Origin of the sequence: Lysinibacillus sp. 2017, assembly GCF_003073375.1 — a bacterium.
Taxonomy (GTDB): Bacteria; Bacillota; Bacilli; order Bacillales_A; family Planococcaceae; genus Solibacillus.
Genome location: NZ_CP029002.1, coordinates 3,204,432 through 3,221,479, shown reverse-complemented (window position 1 = coordinate 3,221,479; position 17,048 = coordinate 3,204,432). Strand labels below are relative to the sequence as shown.

The following is a 17,048-nucleotide window of genomic DNA, read 5'->3' as shown; positions in this document are numbered from 1 at the left end:
AATTTAACACATAATAAATTAAAAATAAAAAACTGTTTACGTTTGAAAAATCAAACATAAACAGTTTTTTTTATATTTAAATAGCGAGAAAGGTATTTTACGCAAAATAAATACAAACGAAAATAGTATACAAAAAAGGTAAAAATGAACAAAAATTAACAATTTAACTAACTTTCTGTAGTTTATTATTATTCTGAATATTGTAAATTGCATTTTATTAGTATATTATTATGACTATTCTAAAATCTATTGTCAGAAAAAGGAGAGAGCTAGATGACACGCAATGTACTTCTTGAAGTGAAAGGTTTAGAGACAACCTTTTTCACAGACGATGGCGCAGTAAGAGCGATTGACAATGTTAGTTTTAATATTCGGGAAGGTGAAATTCTTGGGATTGTAGGAGAATCAGGTTGTGGTAAAAGTGTAACTTCTCTATCGATTATGGGATTAGTACCAAGCCCTCCTGGAAAAATAACAGGCGGCGAAATTTTGTTGCGTGATCGAGACTTAACAAAATTAACAGATAAGGAGATGCGAACAGTACGTGGGAAAGATGTTGCGATGATTTTCCAAGAGCTCATGACTTCTCTTAATCCCTTATTTACGATTGGAAATCAATTATCTGAAGCGATTCGTATACATAATAAATCTTGGTCGAAAAAACAAATCCGTGCACGTGCCATTGAAATTATGAAGCTTGTAGGTTTACCTCGAGCAGAGGAATTAATCGATGAATACCCACACCAGTTATCAGGCGGTATGCGTCAACGAGTCATGATTGCGATGGCATTGGTATGTGACCCGAAAGTATTAATAGCAGACGAACCAACAACAGCGCTCGATGTAACAATCCAAGCACAAATTTTAAAATTAATGCGTGATTTAAATGAACGATTAAATACGGCCATTATGTTAATCACCCACGATTTAGGGGTTGTTGCAGAAACATGTGAACGTGTTGTCGTTATGTACGCAGGTCAAGTTGTTGAAGAAGCACCAGTTAATGAAATTTTCAAAAATCCACAGCATCCATATACGCAAGGTTTAATCCAATCCGTACCAGATATGCGTTTTAAAAAGGATAGTCTATATTCAATTCCTGGTAGCGTACCTAAGCCTGGTTCCATCTCGCATGGGTGTCGTTTTGCACCACGCTGTCAATTTGCGACTGCACGCTGTAAAGAAGAGAATGTAGCGTTATATGATGTTTCAGCGACACACAAAACACGCTGCTTCTTAGCGGAGGAGGCTGCACAATCATGACGGAAAAAGTGCTATTAAAAGTAGAAAATTTAAAAAAATATTTTCCAATTTATTCGGGCGTATTGTCTCGAGTGACAGGTAATGTAAAGGCGGTAGACAATGTTTCTTTTGAAGTATTTGAAGGGGAAACATTAGGGATTGTTGGGGAATCGGGTTGTGGTAAATCGACAACAGGCCGCGTACTTATGCGACTAACGAATCCAACAGAAGGAACAATCCATTTTGATGGTACAGATTTAACAGCTTTATCCGATGAAGCAATGCGTAAAATGCGCCGTGATATTCAAATGGTATTCCAAGATCCGTATGCATCGTTAAATCCAAGACATACGATTGGAAAAATTTTAGAAGAACCGTTAATCGTACATGGAATTGGCGATTCTGCTGAACGCAAAAAGAAAGTACTCGATTATTTAAAAATCGTTGGACTGAGTGAATATCATGCAAAACGTTATCCACACCAATTTAGTGGTGGTCAACGTCAACGTATCGGTATTGCAAGAGCGCTTATGACGAATCCAAAGCTGATTATAGCGGATGAACCGGTATCTGCGCTGGATGTTTCAATTCAGGCACAAGTACTGAATTTAATGAAACAGCTTCAAGAAGATTTAGGGCTAACGTATATCTTTATTGCCCATGATTTAGGGGTTGTACGCCATATTAGTGACCGTGTAGGCGTGATGTATTTAGGACGTATGGTAGAACTTTCAACAAGTGAATCACTTTATGAAAAACCATTACATCCATATACACAAGCATTACTTTCAGCGGTTCCAATTCCTGATCCAGAGTATAAAGGAAATCAAATGTTATTAACGGGTGATATTCCGAGCCCATCGAATCCTCCAACAGGATGTACCTTCCATACACGTTGTCCATTTGCAACAGAAGCGTGTAAAAGAGTAGCACCCGTATTAAGAGAAATTAAACCTGGTCATTCTGTAGCTTGTCATTTATACGATGAACAAGCGCAATGATATAAATTAAAGAAATTAGGAGGTTTTTCAGTGATGAAAAACAAGTTTTGGTCATTAGGGCTTACGTTATTACTTGTTATCTCAGTTCTTGCAGCGTGTGGTGGAGACGACTCAGCTGATAAAGGTGAAGATAATGGCAAAGCAAAAGATCAAGTTTTAGTATTTGGCCGCGGTGGCGACTCAGTATCACTTGATAGTGCAGCAGTTACAGACGGCGAATCAATTAAAGTTACACAAAACATTTTTGAAACTTTACTTAACTTCAATGAAGAAGATACAACTGTAAAAGCAGGTCTTGCAAAAGAGTGGGAAGTTTCTGAAGACGGCTTAACTTATACATTCCATTTACAAGATGGTATCAAATTCCATGATGGTACTGATTTTAATGCAGAAGCTGTTGTGAAAAACTTTACACGTTGGAGTGCAGGTGCTGAAGAAGACTTCGCTTACTATACTTCAATGTTCAAAGCAGAAGGACAAGATATCATTTCTTCTGTAGAAGCAACAGACGCTTCAACTGTTGTGATGACGTTAACTCGTCCACAAGCACCATTCTTAAAAAATATCGCAATGGCTGCATTTGGTATCGCATCACCTACAGCATTCGAAGCGAATCCAGATACATTTGGTGACAATCCAGTTGGTACTGGTCCATTCAAATTCGTTGAATGGAAACGCAATGATTCAATTACATTAGTGAAAAATGAAAACTATTGGCAAGATGGTTTACCAAAACTTGATAAAGTTATTTTCCGTGCAATTCCAGATAACTCTACTCGTTTAAACGCACTTGTTACTGGTGAAATCGATTTAGCAGACGGTATTAATCCATCAGATGCATCTCAAATCGAAGGAAATGCAGATTTACAATTAATCGAACGTCCATCAATGAATGTTGGTTACTTAGGTTTAACAACAAATCGTGCACCATTTGATAACAAATTAGTACGTCAAGCAGTAAACTACGCAATCGATAAACAATCGATCGTTGATGCATTCTTTGAAGGTCGTGCAGATGTGGCGAAAAACCCAATGCCATCTTCAGTTTCAGGTTATAACGATGACTTAGTAGATTATGATTACAACCCAGAAAAAGCAAAAGAATTATTAGCACAAGCTGGTTATGACGGCAAAGAAATCGAATTATGGGCAATGCCTGTAGCACGTCCATACATGCCAGACGGTCAAAAAATTGCAGAAGCGATTCAAAAGAACTTAGCAGACGTTGGTATGCCATCTAAAATCGTGACATACGAATGGGCTACGTATATTGACAAAGCTTCTAAAGGGGAAGCAGATGCATATCTTTTAGGTTGGACAGGCGACAACGGTGATGCAGACAACTTCCTATATGCATTATTAGACCAAGATAATATTGGTGCAAACAACTATTCTTACTACTCAAACGATGAGCTACACAAATTATTAATTACTGCTCAATCTGAAGTAGATGAAGAAATACGTAATGATCTTTACAAACAAGCACAAGAAATCATTAAAGATGACGCTCCATGGGTTAACTTAGCACACTCTACACCATTATTAGGTGCAGCTAAATTTGTAACTGGTTACGTTCCACACCCAACTGGTTCAGAATCTTTAGAAAATGTTTCAGTTCAATAGTTTTTAAGTGAAGGAAGGAAGGTTTCTTGCCTGACCTTCCTTTCCAATTATTTTTAATGGAGAGGTGAAGACAATGCTTCACTACATAGGGAAAAGACTTTTACATTTAATACCGGTACTACTTGGGATGACATTTGTTGTCTTCTTAATCATCCGCGCGATTCCTGGGAATCCTGCACAAGTTATTTTAGGTCAGCAAGCTACAGCAGAAGCAGTAGCGGCATTAAATGCAAAATTAGGTCTAGATAATCCTTGGTATGTGCAATATTTTGATTATTTAAAAGGTCTACTAACTGGGGATCTAGGTGAATCTTTACGAACAAAACAGGCAATTTCGAGTGAGGTTTGGCCTTACTTAGCAGCAACATTTGAACTTGCGTTTTTTGCGATTATTATAGCGGTTATTGTCGGTATGAACGCAGGGATTATTTCAGCTTGGTTCCAAAATTCTTGGTTTGATTATGTGGCAATGATTATTGCATTAATCGGTGTATCGGTGCCAATTTTCTGGCTAGGTTTAATGGAACAATGGGTTTTCAGTATTAACTTAGGCTGGCTTCCAACTTCAGGACGTGATGAAGTTCGCGACCCGATTATGGCGATTACACACTTTAATTTAATTGATACGTTAATTCAAGGAAGAATGGATCAATTTATTGTCGCGCTAAAACATTTAATTTTACCAGGTATCGCATTAGCAACCATTCCAATGGCAATTATTGCGCGTATGACTCGTTCTTCAATGCTAGAAGTAATGCGTTCAGATTATGTACGTACAGCACGTGCAAAGGGACAAAAAATGTTTGTTGTTGTTTATAAACATGCATTGAAAAACGCATTAATTCCAGTATTAACAATTATCGGCTTACAACTTGGTTCCCTTCTAGGTGGTGCCATTTTAACAGAGACAATTTTCAGTTGGCCGGGAATTGGTCGATACATTTACGAAGCAATTGGCTATCGTGACTATACGGTAATTCAATCGGGTATTCTAATCGTTGCGTTCATATTTGTAATGATCAATTTACTTGTCGATATTTTATATTCTGTCATCGATTCACGTATTAAATACGACTAGAAGGAGGAGAACAGACATGTCAGAATTAGCAGCAAAAGCAAAAAGCACACAATCCGAAAAAGTTGCTGGTCCATGGAAAGAAGCGTGGCGAAACTTTAAAAAAAATAAAGCTGCCGTGTTTGGAGCAGTTATTGTTGTGTTCTTTATTATTTTAGCAACTGTTGGTCCATTTGTTGCTCCATACGGAATGAATGACCAAGCGTTAGCGGACCGTTTATTATCTCCTTCTAGTAAGCACTGGTTTGGAACAGATGATTTAGGACGTGATATATTCTCACGTATATTATATGGAGCTAGTATTTCGTTAATCGTTGGTTTTTCGGCGGTAATCTTATCTGTCATTGCAGGTAGTTTCTTAGGAGTTATTGCTGGTTATTACGGACGTTGGGTAGACACAATCATTTCACGTGTTTTTGATATTATGCTAGCGTTTCCAAGTATTTTGCTTGCGATTGCAGTTGTATCAATTTTAGGTCCATCACTTCAAAATGCATTACTCGCGATTGCAATTATTAATGTCCCAACTTTTGGACGACTCATTCGTTCTCGCGTATTAATGATTAAAGAAGAAGAATACATATTAGCGGCAAAAGCCATTGGGATGAAAAATGCGCGTATTTTATGGAAACATATTTTACCAAACTCCATGACACCCGTTATTGTTCAAGGGACACTAGCGATTGCGACAGCGATTATTGAAGCTGCTTCACTTGGCTTCTTAGGTCTTGGCGCACAAGCACCTCAGGCAGAGTGGGGAAAAATGTTAGCGGATGCGCGTATTTTCTTTATTAACGCACCATGGGCAATGATTTTCCCAGGAATCGCGATCATGTTGACGGTTGTTGGCTTCAACTTAATGGGTGACGGTTTGCGTGATGCGCTAGATCCAAAAATGAAAAACTAATTTATACTTCAATTGTATACGTAAAGAAAAAAGGGTTATCTCTTATCTGAAAGTTTAGATAAGAGATAACCTTTTTTTGTTTAGATGAACATATAAACTTATACCTCACTTTAATACATTAATATTTTAAAAGAGAGGATTATAGAAAAAAGTAGTTTAATCAAGCATGCATATACATATTTTACAATAATGTTGTAAATTACCAATGTGTATAATAAAATATGTTAAAATACTTTTAATTTTCTGATAATAAGAGGTGGTCGTGTGAGTCGAAAAGCCATTCTTGAAGTAAAAGAGCTTGAAACAACCTTTTTTACCGATAGTGGAAATGTAGCAGCTGTGGATCGAATTAGCTTTTCAATTCATGAAGGAGAAGTTCTTGCGATAGTAGGAGAATCAGGTTGTGGAAAAAGTGTAACATCATTATCCATTATGGGGTTAGTACCAAGTCCACCTGGAAAAATTACAAACGGTGAAGTTTTATTAAAAGGAGAAGATATTTCAAAGTTTAGTGACAAGCAAATGCGTAAAATTCGAGGGAATGATATTGCGATGATTTTCCAAGAACCGATGACGTCACTAAATCCACTGTTTACGATTGGAAATCAATTAGTAGAAGCGATTTCAATTCATCATCCGAAATGGTCCAAAAAGGAAGCAAAAAACCGAGCAATTGAAATGATGAAGCTAGTAGGATTACCTCGTGCAGAGGAGCTCATAAAAGATTATCCACATCAATTGTCTGGAGGGATGCGTCAGCGTGTCATGATTGCGATGGCACTCGTTTGTAACCCAAAAGTTTTAATTGCGGATGAACCAACAACCGCACTAGATGTAACGATTCAAGCCCAAATTTTAAAATTAATACGTGAATTAAATGAACGTCTTAATACAGCGGTACTTTTGATTACTCACGATTTAGGGGTAGTGGCAGAAACATGTGAACGTGTCATTGTTATGTATGCTGGTCAAATTGTTGAAGAAGCACCAGTCAATGAAATCTTCAAAAACCCACAGCATCCATATACAAAAGGTCTCATTCAATCTGTACCTGACATGCGTTTTAAAAAGGATTCACTTTATTCAATTCCTGGCAATGTTCCGAAGCCAGGTTCCATTACGACGGGTTGTCGTTTTGCACCACGTTGTGAATTTGCATTTGAACGATGCATGATGGAAAATCCACCGCTCTATGAAACATCTTCATCGCATCAAGGGCGATGTTTCTTACTTGATGTAGAAGGGAGTCCTGCATATGTCGAAAGTGCTGTTAAAAGTTGAAAATTTAAAAAAGTATTTTCCAATTCGTCAGGGCATGTTTTCTCGTCATGTAGGAGATGTGAAAGCAGTAGATGATGTGTCATTTGAGTTATTTGAAGGAGAAACGCTTGGCATTGTTGGCGAATCTGGTTGTGGTAAATCAACAACAGGTCGTGCCATTATGCGACTTCATGAACCTACAGATGGTTCAGTTACATTCAATGGTATGGAATTGACGAAGCTAAATTCAGAACAACTGCGTAAAGCGCGTCGGGACATTCAAATGGTATTCCAAGATCCATATGCTTCGTTAAATCCTAGACACACCGTCGAAAAAATATTAGAAGAACCACTCATCGTGCATGGGATAGGGAATGCTAAAGAACGTAAAAAGAAAGTACATGAATATTTAGAAATTGTCGGGTTAAGTGCCTATCATGCGAAGCGTTATCCACACCAATTTAGTGGGGGGCAACGTCAACGAATTGGTATCGCAAGAGCACTCATGACGAATCCGAAACTTATTATTGCGGATGAACCTGTTTCAGCTCTCGATGTTTCCATTCAAGCACAAGTTTTAAATTTAATGCAAAAGTTGCAGGAAGACTTAAAGCTTACTTATATTTTTATCGCTCATGATTTAGGGGTAGTTCGTCATATTAGTGACCGCGTAGGTGTGATGTATTTAGGTAGATTAGTAGAACTAGCTGAAAGTGAATCTTTGTATAGCGAGCCTTTACATCCATATACACAGGCATTGTTATCGGCGGTTCCAATACCAGACCCAGAATTTGAGCGTGATCAGCTTCTTTTAATGGGGGATATACCAAGTCCATCAAATCCACCGCCCGGGTGTACATTCCATACGCGCTGTCCACTTGCGATGGAGCGTTGTAAAATAGCTGTTCCGCAGTTACAGGAAGTGAAATCAGGTCATTCTGTTGCGTGTCATTTATATAATGAGGCGCAGCAATGATAATAGATTACTAATTAATAGGGGGTATTTTATGAAGAAAGGCAAAAAGTATTTACTAGGTTTCGTGATGCTTTTAACAATGACATTATTTTTAGCAGCGTGTAACTCTGATGATGAAGACTCGTCGACTGGTTCGAATACAGATTCAGGCACGACAAATACAGATTCAGGTACGACAGATGATTCAAGTTCTTCAACACCTCAAGTGTTAGTATTTGGACGTGGTGCAGATTCAGTATCACTTGATCCAGGTATCGTAACAGACGGTGAATCATTTAAAGTTACGCAAAATTTATTTGAAACATTACTAAACTTCGGAGAGAAAGATACAACGATCAACCCAGGTTTAGCAAAAGAATGGAAAGTAAGTGACGATGGTTTAACTTACACATTCCAATTACAAGAAGGGGTAAAATTCCACGATGGTACGGACTTTAACGCCGATTCGGTAATTAAAAACGTTAATCGTTGGAAAGGTGGAACAGAGGACGACTTCTACTACTTCAACTCAATGTTTAAAGCAGAAGGCGAAGACATTATTAAAGAAGTAACAGCTGATGGAGATTACACAGTTGTATTCACACTTTCACGTCCACAAGCTCCATTCCTAAAAAACTTAGCGATGAGCCCATTCGGTATCGCTTCACCAACAGAGTTTGAAAAAACTGGTGATAAATTTGGTGATAATCCAGTAGGTACAGGTCCATTCAAATTTACAGAGTGGAAACGTAATGACTCAATTACAATTGAAAAATTCGCTGACTACTGGCAAGATGGTTTACCAAAATTAGATAAAGTTATTTTCCGTTCAATTCCTGATAACTCTGCTCGTCTAAATGAATTAATGGCAGGAAATATTGATTTAGCAGATGGTGTTAATCCATCGGATGGTAAAATGGTAGAAGGAAATTCAGAATTACAATTAATCGAGCGTCCATCGATGAATATCGGTTACTTAGGTTTAACAAATACACGTGCACCATTTGACAACAAATTAGTTCGTCAAGCAGTGAACTATGCGATTGATAAACAAGCTATTGTTGATGCATTCTTTGAAGGACGCGCAGAAGTTGCAGTAAACCCAATGCCATCTTCAATTAGCGGTTATAACGATGCATTATCGCCGTACCCATATGATCCAGCAAAAGCAAAATCTTTATTAGCTGAAGCTGGTTATGATGGTAAGGAAATTGAATTATGGGCAATGCCAGTTCCACGTCCATATATGCCAGACGGTGCAAAAGTGGCAGAAGTTATTCAAAAGAATTTAGAAGATGTTGGTATGAAGTCTAAGATCGTTACATTTGAGTGGGCAACATATTTAGAAAAGGCAAAAAATGGTGAAGCAGATGCATTCATGCTTGGTTGGACCGGGGACAACGGGGATGCGGATAACTTCATCTACACATTATTAGATAAAGACAATATTGGGTCAAATAACTATGCATTTTACTCAAATGATGAAGTACATGACTTATTAATTAAGGCTCAATCTGAAACAGATGAAAATGTACGTAATGATTTATACAAAAAAGCACAAGAAATTATTCATGATGATGCGCCGTGGGTACCACTTGCTCACTCAACGCCTCTTCTTGCAGCTAAAGCTGGTGTGAAAGGGTTTGTACCACATCCGACTGGCTCTGATAAATTAGATAAAGTTTCAATGGAATAGTTTTCTTATAGATATCACAAATTCGGATGCACTTATGCCGAGGTATAAGTGATTAAAAAGGGGAGGTAAAACGCCTCTCCCTTTTTAATTTTTTCTTAATACAAACGTAAAAGGGGTGAAGATCATGCTTCACTACATTGGCAAACGTCTACTACATTTAATACCAGTATTACTTGGAATGTCTTTTATTGTATTTTTTATTATTCGAGCGATACCAGGGGATCCTGCGCAAGTAATTTTAGGACAGCAAGCTACGGCAGAATCTATTGCTGCACTTCGTAACAAGCTTGGTCTTGATAATCCATGGTATGTGCAATATTTTGAATATCTAAAAGGTATTTTTACTGGTAATTTAGGAGAATCATTGAGAACAAGGCAACCAATTTTCACAGAGGTTTGGCCATATTTAGCGGCGACATTTGAACTAGCGTTTTTTGCAATTTTCTTAGCCGTTATTCTCGGTGTCAATGCAGGAATTATTTCAGCATGGTTCCAAAATTCTTGGTTTGATTATTTAGCAATGGTGATCGCATTAATCGGTGTCTCAATGCCAATTTTCTGGCTAGGTCTAATGGAACAATGGGTTTTTGGTATAAATTTAGGTTGGTTACCAACGTCAGGTCGTGAAGAAGTACGTGATCCAGTATCGGCAATTACCAACCTTTATTTAATTGATACGTTGTTGCAAGGTCGATTTGACCAATTTGTAGTTGTGTTTAAGCATTTATTATTACCAGGTTTGGCACTTGCAACGATTCCAACAGCGATAATTGCGCGAATGACGCGTGCATCGATGTTAGAAGTAATGCGAGCAGATTATGTACGAACTGCACGTGCAAAAGGTCAAAAAATGTTTGTTGTTATTTATAAACATGCATTAAAAAATGCATTAATACCAGTATTGACGGTTATTGGTTTACAAACAGGGATGTTATTAGGTGGGGCCATTTTAACTGAAACGATATTTAGTTGGCCAGGCATCGGTCGCTACATATATGAAGCGATTGGATTCCGTGATTATCCGGTTATTCAATCAGGAATTTTAATTGTAGCCTTTTTATTCGTTATGATAAATTTGATCGTAGACATTTTATACACAGTCATTGACTCACGGATAAAGTACAACTAGGAAGGAGGCGCATAAGATGACTGAATTCGTGCAAAAGCCATCTCTAATGATTGAAAAAGAAGAAAAAGTAAATGGACCATGGAAAGAAGCATGGTATAGTTTTAAAAAGAGTAAATCGGCTTTAGTTGGTAGTGTAATAGTTATATTCTTTGTTATTCTTGCAATTGTGGGTCCACTTATTGCACCACAAGGGATTAACGAGCAAAACTTAAGTCTCCGCTTGCAGCCTCCATCCACTGAATTTTGGTTTGGGACAGATGACTTAGGTCGCGATATTCTTTCGAGAATTTTACATGGCGCTCGAATCTCGTTAACTGTTGGTCTATCTGCAGTACTAATTTCAGCTGTTGTAGGTAGTTTTTTAGGAATTATTGCAGGCTATTATGGACGCTTTGTAGATACGATTATCTCACGCATTTTTGATATTATGCTGGCATTCCCAAGTATTTTATTGGCAATCGCGGTTGTATCAATTTTGGGACCATCTTTACGTAATGCGTTAATAGCGATTGCAATTATTAATATTCCAAGCTTCGGACGACTCATTCGTTCGCGTGTATTGAGTATAAAAGAAGAAGAATATATCCATGCTGCAAAAGCAATTGGAATGAAAAATTCGCGGATTTTATGGAAACATATTTTACCGAACTCCATGACACCTGTGATTGTACAGGGGACATTGGCAATTGCAACAGCGATTATTGAAGCTGCAGCATTAGGGTTTCTTGGTCTTGGAGCAGAAGCACCACAACCAGAGTGGGGTAAAATGCTAGCTGATGCACGAATGTTTTTACTAAATGCACCGTGGGCAATGATATTCCCTGGTTTAGCGATTATGCTTACTGTAATTGGCTTTAACTTAATGGGAGACGGTTTGCGTGATGCGCTTGATCCAAAGATGAAAAACTAAAAAATGAGGGAGTACAGGATATCAACTGTGCCCCTCATTTTTTAATAGAAATCTGATTCTAAATCGAGATTTTTTTCGTTACTATGATAGCTTCGGTAAGAAACGATGAGTGTATCTAAATGCTCAAGGTTTTCCTCGTAATCTAAAATACGCGATAAGATATAAAGTAAATGATAGCTTGAAAATTGCTCATCCTCTTGAGCAACGGCAATTTGCTTAATGAATTGTTCCATTAATTCGCCACCTTGCAAGTACTCCTCATTACGTGTCCATTTCGAATGCTCTGGTCTTAATTTACCTGTGTATTTTAATAGTAGCTGCTCGTGATATGTGAGTAAAAAATCCAATCGTTCTTGAATAATTATTTGAAATTGTTTTGGTAATTTCGCGAGTTCATTCTCATGTTTATGTAAACGCATGAGCAATTCTAAACTTTTTTTCGAAGTGGTAATCATTTGACGATAGACAACAAGTTTTCGAGCCTTTACATGCTTTTGATTTTTAAAATAATTACGTTCTTCTTTAAATAGGCCATACATCGTTTCAAGCTTTTTTAATCGAGAGTTTAATTTATTGATCGCCATTTTAGTAGATGTATGCTCACTTGCTTGACGAACTGCTAATCTCGTCCAACGAATAATATCATCCTGTAAAGAATTAATATCTTTGAATAATCTTACTTCGTATTTAGGTGGTAAAAATAACAGATTAACGATAAATGCTGCAAATACTCCAAGCATCACAGTTCCAAAACGGATAATACCAAACTTTAAAAATTCATCACCAGGTACACCTAAGATGACGATAACGGTTACTAGTGCTAATGAAATCGATTTTTCTAATTTCAATTTCATCATCAGACCAAGCACGATAATGGCAGCTAACCCGATGGAAACAATGTGGTGACCGAATACAAGTCCAAAAATGACAGCGATCGTTGCACCGATTAAGTTTCCTTGTATTTGCTCAATAATAGTAAGATAAGAGCGGTAAATGGATGGCTGAATGGCAAATACTGCTGCAATTCCCGCAAATAAAGGGGAAGGGGCATGGACTAATTCAGCTAAAAATAAGGCAAATACAATGGCGACACCGGTTTTTAATACGCGTGCACCTAATTTCATATAAAGGTTTTTCCCTTCTTGTAAGATGTTAAAAGAAGACTGCTATCTATTTTATAGCAGTCTATTTATTTGATTATAAATTAGAGAATGCATAATCGACAGCTTTTAATGTTTCTAGTACATCATCTTCTGTATGCTCTGTAGTTAAGAACCATGCTTCATATTTTGAAGGAGCTAAGTTCACACCTTGAGAAAGCATTAATTTAAAGAAACGACCGAATTTTTCGCCGTCCGTATTTTCAGCTTGCTCATAGTTTTCTACTTTTTCATCTGTGAAATATACAGCGAATGCACCTTTTAAACGGTTCAGTGTAATGGGTACACCATATTTTTTCGCAGAAGCTAAAATTCCTTCTTCTAAGAGTGCTCCTAAACGATCCATTTCTTCATAAACACCTGGTTGAGCCAATACTTCTAAACATGCGATACCCGCTTGCATACTTGCGGGGTTACCAGCCATTGTACCAGCTTGGTATGCAGGTCCAATAGGGGCAACAGTTTCCATAACTTCTTTACGTCCACCATAAGCACCGATTGGTAAACCACCACCGATAACTTTACCCATTGCCACTAAATCTGGTGTTAAGCCAAGCATAGTGTGCGCGGCACCATAATGGAAGCGAAATGCTGTAATAACTTCATCGTGAATGGTTAATGCACCGTACTCTTTTGCTAATGCGTGTACATGTTCTAAGAAACCTTTATTCGGCTCAACGATACCGAAGTTCCCAACAATTGGCTCAATTAAAATTGCGGCAATTTGATTGCCCCATTTTTCCATCGTTAATGTAAATTCTTCTTTATTATTAAACGATACTGTTATGACTTCGGTTGCAACGGCTTCTGGAACACCAGCAGAGTCTGGAGAACCTAAAGTAGCAGGACCAGAACCAGCAGCTACAAGTACTTGGTCGAAGTGACCGTGGTAGCAACCAGCAAATTTAATGATTTTTGTACGACCTGTAAATGCACGTGCTACACGTACAGTTGTCATAACAGCTTCTGTACCAGAGTTATTGAAGCGTACTTTATCTAATGTAGGAATCGCTTCTTTTAACATTTTTGCAAATTTTACTTCATGTTCTGTTGGTGTACCAAAAAGTACGCCTGTTTCAGCCGCATGGGCAATTGCTTTTGCGATATGTGGGTGACCATGACCCGTTACAATTGGGCCGTAAGCTGCTAAATAATCGATGTAACGATTACCATCAACATCCCAAAAGTATGCGCCTTTACCGCGTGCCATGACAACAGGTGCACCGCCGCCAACTGCTTTATAAGAACGAGAAGGGCTATTTACACCACCGACAATATGCTTTAGGGCTTCTTCATGAAGCTGTTTAGATTTTGAATGATTCATATATTCCTCCAAGTGGGTTGTATTGAATATTTTACCTTCTATTGTAATATGTAATGAAGTGGAACGCCAAAGAATTTGAAACAACGCGCAATGTTATGTACGATAAAAAGAAAATTGGGGAGTGAATTACGAAATGACATTAGAAAACAAACAGGCGCCATTATTCGTACTACAAAATGAGATTGGGGAAACCGTTTCTTTAAAGGATTACAAAGGAAAGAACGTCATTCTTTATTTTTATCCGAAAGATTTAACACCGGGTTGCACGACAGAAGCGTGTGATTTCCGAGATCACTATGAGGATTTTTCAAATTTAAATGCTGTTATTTTAGGCGTGAGCCTAGATGACGCAAATAAACATACGAAATTTATTGAAAAGCACGGCTTGCCATTTTCATTATTAGTGGATGCAAATCACGAAGTAGCGGAGCAATACGGTGTATGGACTTTAAAGAAAAATTTTGGCAAAGAATATATGGGTATTGAACGCACAACATTTTTAATTAATGAGCAAGGTATTGTAGAAAAAGAATGGCGTAAAGTACGTGTAAAAAATCATATTGAAGATGTGTTAAACTATTTAAAAAATCGCACAAATTAAAGTCGTGCGAAAAAGGGGAGTCAATATGGTCACGATTTATTTTACTTTTGAGCCGCGCGAAGATTTAAAGCAGCCGCTTATTGCAGAGTTTCCGCAAGCAGATTTTGAATTTGATACAAAGTTAGACCCAATAAAATTACAGGGTGCGGATATATTAGTTACATATGGTGAGGATTTAAAAGAGCAGCATCTAGACGTTGCGGAAAAACTGCAATGGATTTTTGTCGCTTCAGCTGGAGTTGAGAAAATGCCAGCTGAAGCTATTGCAAAGCGCGGTATTTTAGTTTCAAACGTGCGCGGTATTCATAAAAAACCAATGACTGAATCGATTTTGGCACATATTTTAGCTTACAAACGTGCATTGCCATTCATATACGAACAGCAAAAGAAAAAAGAATGGAATAAAAAAGCGAGACTATCTGAGTTAAATGGTAGTACAGCACTCATCATTGGACCAGGTGCAATTGGAGGAGAAATCGGACGTATCTTACAAGCGTTTGACGTATACACAATTGGTTGTAACCGTTCAGGTGAGGATGCACCGTTTATGAATGAAACGTATGCTTTAGAACAATTAATGGAGCAATTGCCAAAAGCAGATATCGTTATTTCCATGCTACCATCAACAAACGATACAAAGTATTTACTAACGCGCGCACATTTTGAAGCAATGAAGGATACTGCAATGTTCATGAATTTTGGGCGCGGTAACTTAGTAGATACAGATGTACTTACCCAAGTATTAAAAGATAAGTTGATTGAATATGCTGTATTAGATGTCTACGAAATCGAGCCATTACCAAAAGACAGTCCATTATGGGAGTTAGATAATTTGGCCATTTCACCGCATTTTTCAAGTCATTCTTCACGTTATGTGGAACGCAGTTTAGACATTTTTAAGCCAAATCTACATAAATGGTTAAATGGGGAACATGATTTAGAAAATAAAATGAATATTTTACGAGGATACTAATTGAGAATTCAGGTCAGTAAAATTAACATTTAGACCTCATATTTTCAATTAGCTATCCATTTAAATGACTTTTAATTCAAATAGCATAAGCAATTGTTGACAAGTTGCGGATAAATTCGATACACTATTTATAACAATTATAAATTAATAATATGTATGAAAAGAGGTGCATGAGGATGTCTGAATTGCATTTAAAAGATGCGCTAGACACGTTAAAGACTACTGGTGTAAGAATTACTCCTCAGCGTCATGCGATTTTAGAATATTTAATTCAATGTATGAAACACCCAACAGCTGATGAAATTTACAAAGCACTTGGTGATAAATTCCCAAATATGAGTGTGGCGACAGTATATAATAACTTACGTGTATTCCGTGAAGTGGGCTTAGTAAAAGAGTTAACGTATGGTGATGCAGCAAGCCGTTTCGATTTCGTAACAGGGGATCACTATCATATGATTTGTGAGAGCTGCGGTAAGATTGTTGACTTCCATTACCCAGGATTAAATGAAGTAGAGCAATTCGCTTCACATGTGACTGGCTTTGAAGTAAATTCGCACCGTTTAGAAGTGTACGGAACTTGTCCTGACTGTATTACAGTTGGTTCAAAAAAAGTACAATAACATTCGAACCTAGTAACAAATTCGTTACTAGGTTTTTTTATGTAAAAAACGCACACCCTTATGTGGATGTGCGTTAAGTGATTATTGTTTTTTACTATTATAAGATTGATCGAATTCTTCACCTTCTAAATTCGGGTCCATCGTAAGTGGTTCGTTGCAATACATACATAAATCTACGCGACCTAACACTTTCGTCCATTTCCCGCATCCAGGACAAACAACTTGTACAGCACGAGTTGATAACAAACCAATCCAACCATAGACAACCGTACTGCCAATAATACAAAGAAGGCCGACTGTCATAAAGATTAAGACTAATACTTGATTTTCTCTGAAGAAGATTGCGCCATACATAATAACAAATCCAATAAAAACAAGCGCAAGTGCGAATGAACGAATTTTATTAATTTTATTGCTATATTTTTTCATTTAGTTTGCCTCCCAATCTAAATTATACTATAACATAAATTGGATTTAATTTTGAATATGTGAAAGAATTTGGATATTATTCTAATGATCTTCATGTAATCAACTTATGATTTTAAAAAGGTTTATATCGTTTTAGTGTC

At 37.4% G+C, this 17,048-nt stretch carries 16 protein-coding genes; 13 read left to right on the top strand and 3 right to left on the bottom strand.

The features are described from left to right. Positions 1-273 precede the first annotated feature (273 nt). The 10 genes from DCE79_RS15815 to DCE79_RS15770 all read left to right on the top strand — a co-directional run bounded on the left by DCE79_RS15815 (position 274) and on the right by DCE79_RS15770 (position 11,798). Positions 274-1,263: an ABC transporter ATP-binding protein gene (locus tag DCE79_RS15815; RefSeq protein WP_108713937.1), complete on the top strand. Its 990-nt coding sequence runs from the start codon at positions 274-276 to the stop codon at positions 1,261-1,263. Beyond that, a complete protein-coding gene (locus DCE79_RS15810; protein ID WP_108713936.1) occupies positions 1,260-2,243 on the top strand; it encodes an ABC transporter ATP-binding protein in 984 nt (327 codons plus the stop codon). Before DCE79_RS15815 ends, DCE79_RS15810 begins: the two co-directional genes overlap by 4 nt. Positions 2,244-2,273: 30 nt before the next feature. Continuing rightward, positions 2,274-3,866 carry an ABC transporter substrate-binding protein gene (locus DCE79_RS15805; RefSeq protein ID WP_108713935.1) on the top strand — a complete coding sequence of 531 codons (1,593 nt, stop codon included), beginning with the start codon at positions 2,274-2,276 and terminating at the stop codon, positions 3,864-3,866. A 73-nt stretch (positions 3,867-3,939) separates the two neighbouring features. Next, positions 3,940-4,944, top strand: a complete 1,005-nt coding sequence (locus tag DCE79_RS15800) for an ABC transporter permease (protein WP_108713934.1) — start codon at positions 3,940-3,942, stop codon at positions 4,942-4,944. Between the two features lie 16 nt (positions 4,945-4,960). Beyond that, a complete protein-coding gene (locus DCE79_RS15795) occupies positions 4,961-5,848 on the top strand; it encodes an ABC transporter permease (protein ID WP_108713933.1) in 888 nt (295 codons plus the stop codon). 264 nt (positions 5,849-6,112) lie between these two features. Continuing rightward, positions 6,113-7,129 carry an ABC transporter ATP-binding protein gene (locus tag DCE79_RS15790; RefSeq protein WP_108713932.1) on the top strand — a complete coding sequence of 339 codons (1,017 nt, stop codon included), beginning with the start codon at positions 6,113-6,115 and terminating at the stop codon, positions 7,127-7,129. Further along, positions 7,104-8,084, top strand: a complete 981-nt coding sequence (locus DCE79_RS15785; RefSeq protein ID WP_108713931.1) for an ABC transporter ATP-binding protein — start codon at positions 7,104-7,106, stop codon at positions 8,082-8,084. The genes DCE79_RS15790 and DCE79_RS15785 overlap by 26 nt, the downstream gene beginning before the upstream one ends. Positions 8,085-8,115: 31 nt before the next feature. After that, positions 8,116-9,759, top strand: a complete 1,644-nt coding sequence (locus DCE79_RS15780) for an ABC transporter substrate-binding protein (protein ID WP_108713930.1) — start codon at positions 8,116-8,118, stop codon at positions 9,757-9,759. Between the two features lie 124 nt (positions 9,760-9,883). Further along, entirely contained in the window at positions 9,884-10,888 is a 1,005-nt protein-coding gene (locus DCE79_RS15775; RefSeq protein ID WP_108713929.1) for an ABC transporter permease, read from the top strand. Between the two features lie 16 nt (positions 10,889-10,904). Further along, positions 10,905-11,798 (top strand): ABC transporter permease, encoded by an 894-nt coding sequence (locus tag DCE79_RS15770; protein ID WP_108713928.1) that lies wholly within the window; start codon positions 10,905-10,907, stop codon positions 11,796-11,798. A 41-nt stretch (positions 11,799-11,839) separates the two neighbouring features. Here the strand turns inward: DCE79_RS15770 and DCE79_RS15765 are convergent, their stop codons facing one another. Both DCE79_RS15765 and DCE79_RS15760 read right to left on the bottom strand, forming a co-directional pair. Then, entirely contained in the window at positions 11,840-12,922 is a 1,083-nt protein-coding gene (locus DCE79_RS15765; RefSeq protein WP_108713927.1) for an FUSC family protein, read from the bottom strand. Positions 12,923-12,995: 73 nt separating this feature from the next. Then, a complete protein-coding gene (locus tag DCE79_RS15760) occupies positions 12,996-14,282 on the bottom strand; it encodes a glutamate-1-semialdehyde 2,1-aminomutase (RefSeq protein ID WP_108713926.1) in 1,287 nt (428 codons plus the stop codon). Positions 14,283-14,415: 133 nt separating this feature from the next. Between DCE79_RS15760 and bcp the strand changes: the two genes are divergently transcribed. The 3 genes from bcp (at position 14,416) to perR (ending at position 16,479) form a co-directional block, all read left to right on the top strand. Further along, entirely contained in the window at positions 14,416-14,883 is a 468-nt protein-coding gene (gene bcp / locus DCE79_RS15755) for a thioredoxin-dependent thiol peroxidase (protein WP_108713925.1), read from the top strand. A gap of 25 nt (positions 14,884-14,908) precedes the next feature. Then, positions 14,909-15,856, top strand: coding sequence for a D-2-hydroxyacid dehydrogenase (locus tag DCE79_RS15750; RefSeq protein ID WP_108713924.1), 948 nt, complete (start codon positions 14,909-14,911; stop codon positions 15,854-15,856). A 176-nt stretch (positions 15,857-16,032) separates the two neighbouring features. After that, on the top strand, positions 16,033-16,479 hold the full coding sequence (gene perR / locus DCE79_RS15745) for a peroxide-responsive transcriptional repressor PerR (protein ID WP_108713923.1): 447 nt from the start codon (positions 16,033-16,035) through the stop codon (positions 16,477-16,479). A gap of 81 nt (positions 16,480-16,560) precedes the next feature. On the opposite strand, the gene DCE79_RS15740 is transcribed toward perR, so the two are convergent. Then, positions 16,561-16,908, bottom strand: a complete 348-nt coding sequence (locus DCE79_RS15740) for a YgzB family protein (RefSeq protein WP_108713922.1) — start codon at positions 16,906-16,908, stop codon at positions 16,561-16,563. Between the last annotated feature and the right edge of the window lie 140 nt (positions 16,909-17,048).

Bases quoted from the DNA above. Each gene is read 5' to 3' on its own strand.
- DCE79_RS15815 (WP_108713937.1), top strand. From the start codon at position 274: ATGACACGCAATGTACTTCTTGAAGTGAAAGGTTTAGAGACAACCTTT.
- DCE79_RS15810 (WP_108713936.1), top strand. From the start codon at position 1,260: ATGACGGAAAAAGTGCTATTAAAAGTAGAAAATTTAAAAAAATATTTT.
- DCE79_RS15800 (WP_108713934.1), top strand. From the start codon at position 3,940: ATGCTTCACTACATAGGGAAAAGACTTTTACATTTAATACCGGTACTA.
- DCE79_RS15795 (WP_108713933.1), top strand. From the start codon at position 4,961: ATGTCAGAATTAGCAGCAAAAGCAAAAAGCACACAATCCGAAAAAGTT.
- DCE79_RS15785 (WP_108713931.1), top strand. From the start codon at position 7,104: ATGTCGAAAGTGCTGTTAAAAGTTGAAAATTTAAAAAAGTATTTTCCA.
- DCE79_RS15780 (WP_108713930.1), top strand. From the start codon at position 8,116: ATGAAGAAAGGCAAAAAGTATTTACTAGGTTTCGTGATGCTTTTAACA.
- DCE79_RS15775 (WP_108713929.1), top strand. From the start codon at position 9,884: ATGCTTCACTACATTGGCAAACGTCTACTACATTTAATACCAGTATTA.
- DCE79_RS15770 (WP_108713928.1), top strand. From the start codon at position 10,905: ATGACTGAATTCGTGCAAAAGCCATCTCTAATGATTGAAAAAGAAGAA.
- DCE79_RS15765 (WP_108713927.1), bottom strand. From the start codon at position 12,922: ATGAAATTAGGTGCACGCGTATTAAAAACCGGTGTCGCCATTGTATTT.
- DCE79_RS15760 (WP_108713926.1), bottom strand. From the start codon at position 14,282: ATGAATCATTCAAAATCTAAACAGCTTCATGAAGAAGCCCTAAAGCAT.
- bcp (WP_108713925.1), top strand. From the start codon at position 14,416: ATGACATTAGAAAACAAACAGGCGCCATTATTCGTACTACAAAATGAG.
- DCE79_RS15750 (WP_108713924.1), top strand. From the start codon at position 14,909: ATGGTCACGATTTATTTTACTTTTGAGCCGCGCGAAGATTTAAAGCAG.
- perR (WP_108713923.1), top strand. From the start codon at position 16,033: ATGTCTGAATTGCATTTAAAAGATGCGCTAGACACGTTAAAGACTACT.
- DCE79_RS15740 (WP_108713922.1), bottom strand. From the start codon at position 16,908: ATGAAAAAATATAGCAATAAAATTAATAAAATTCGTTCATTCGCACTT.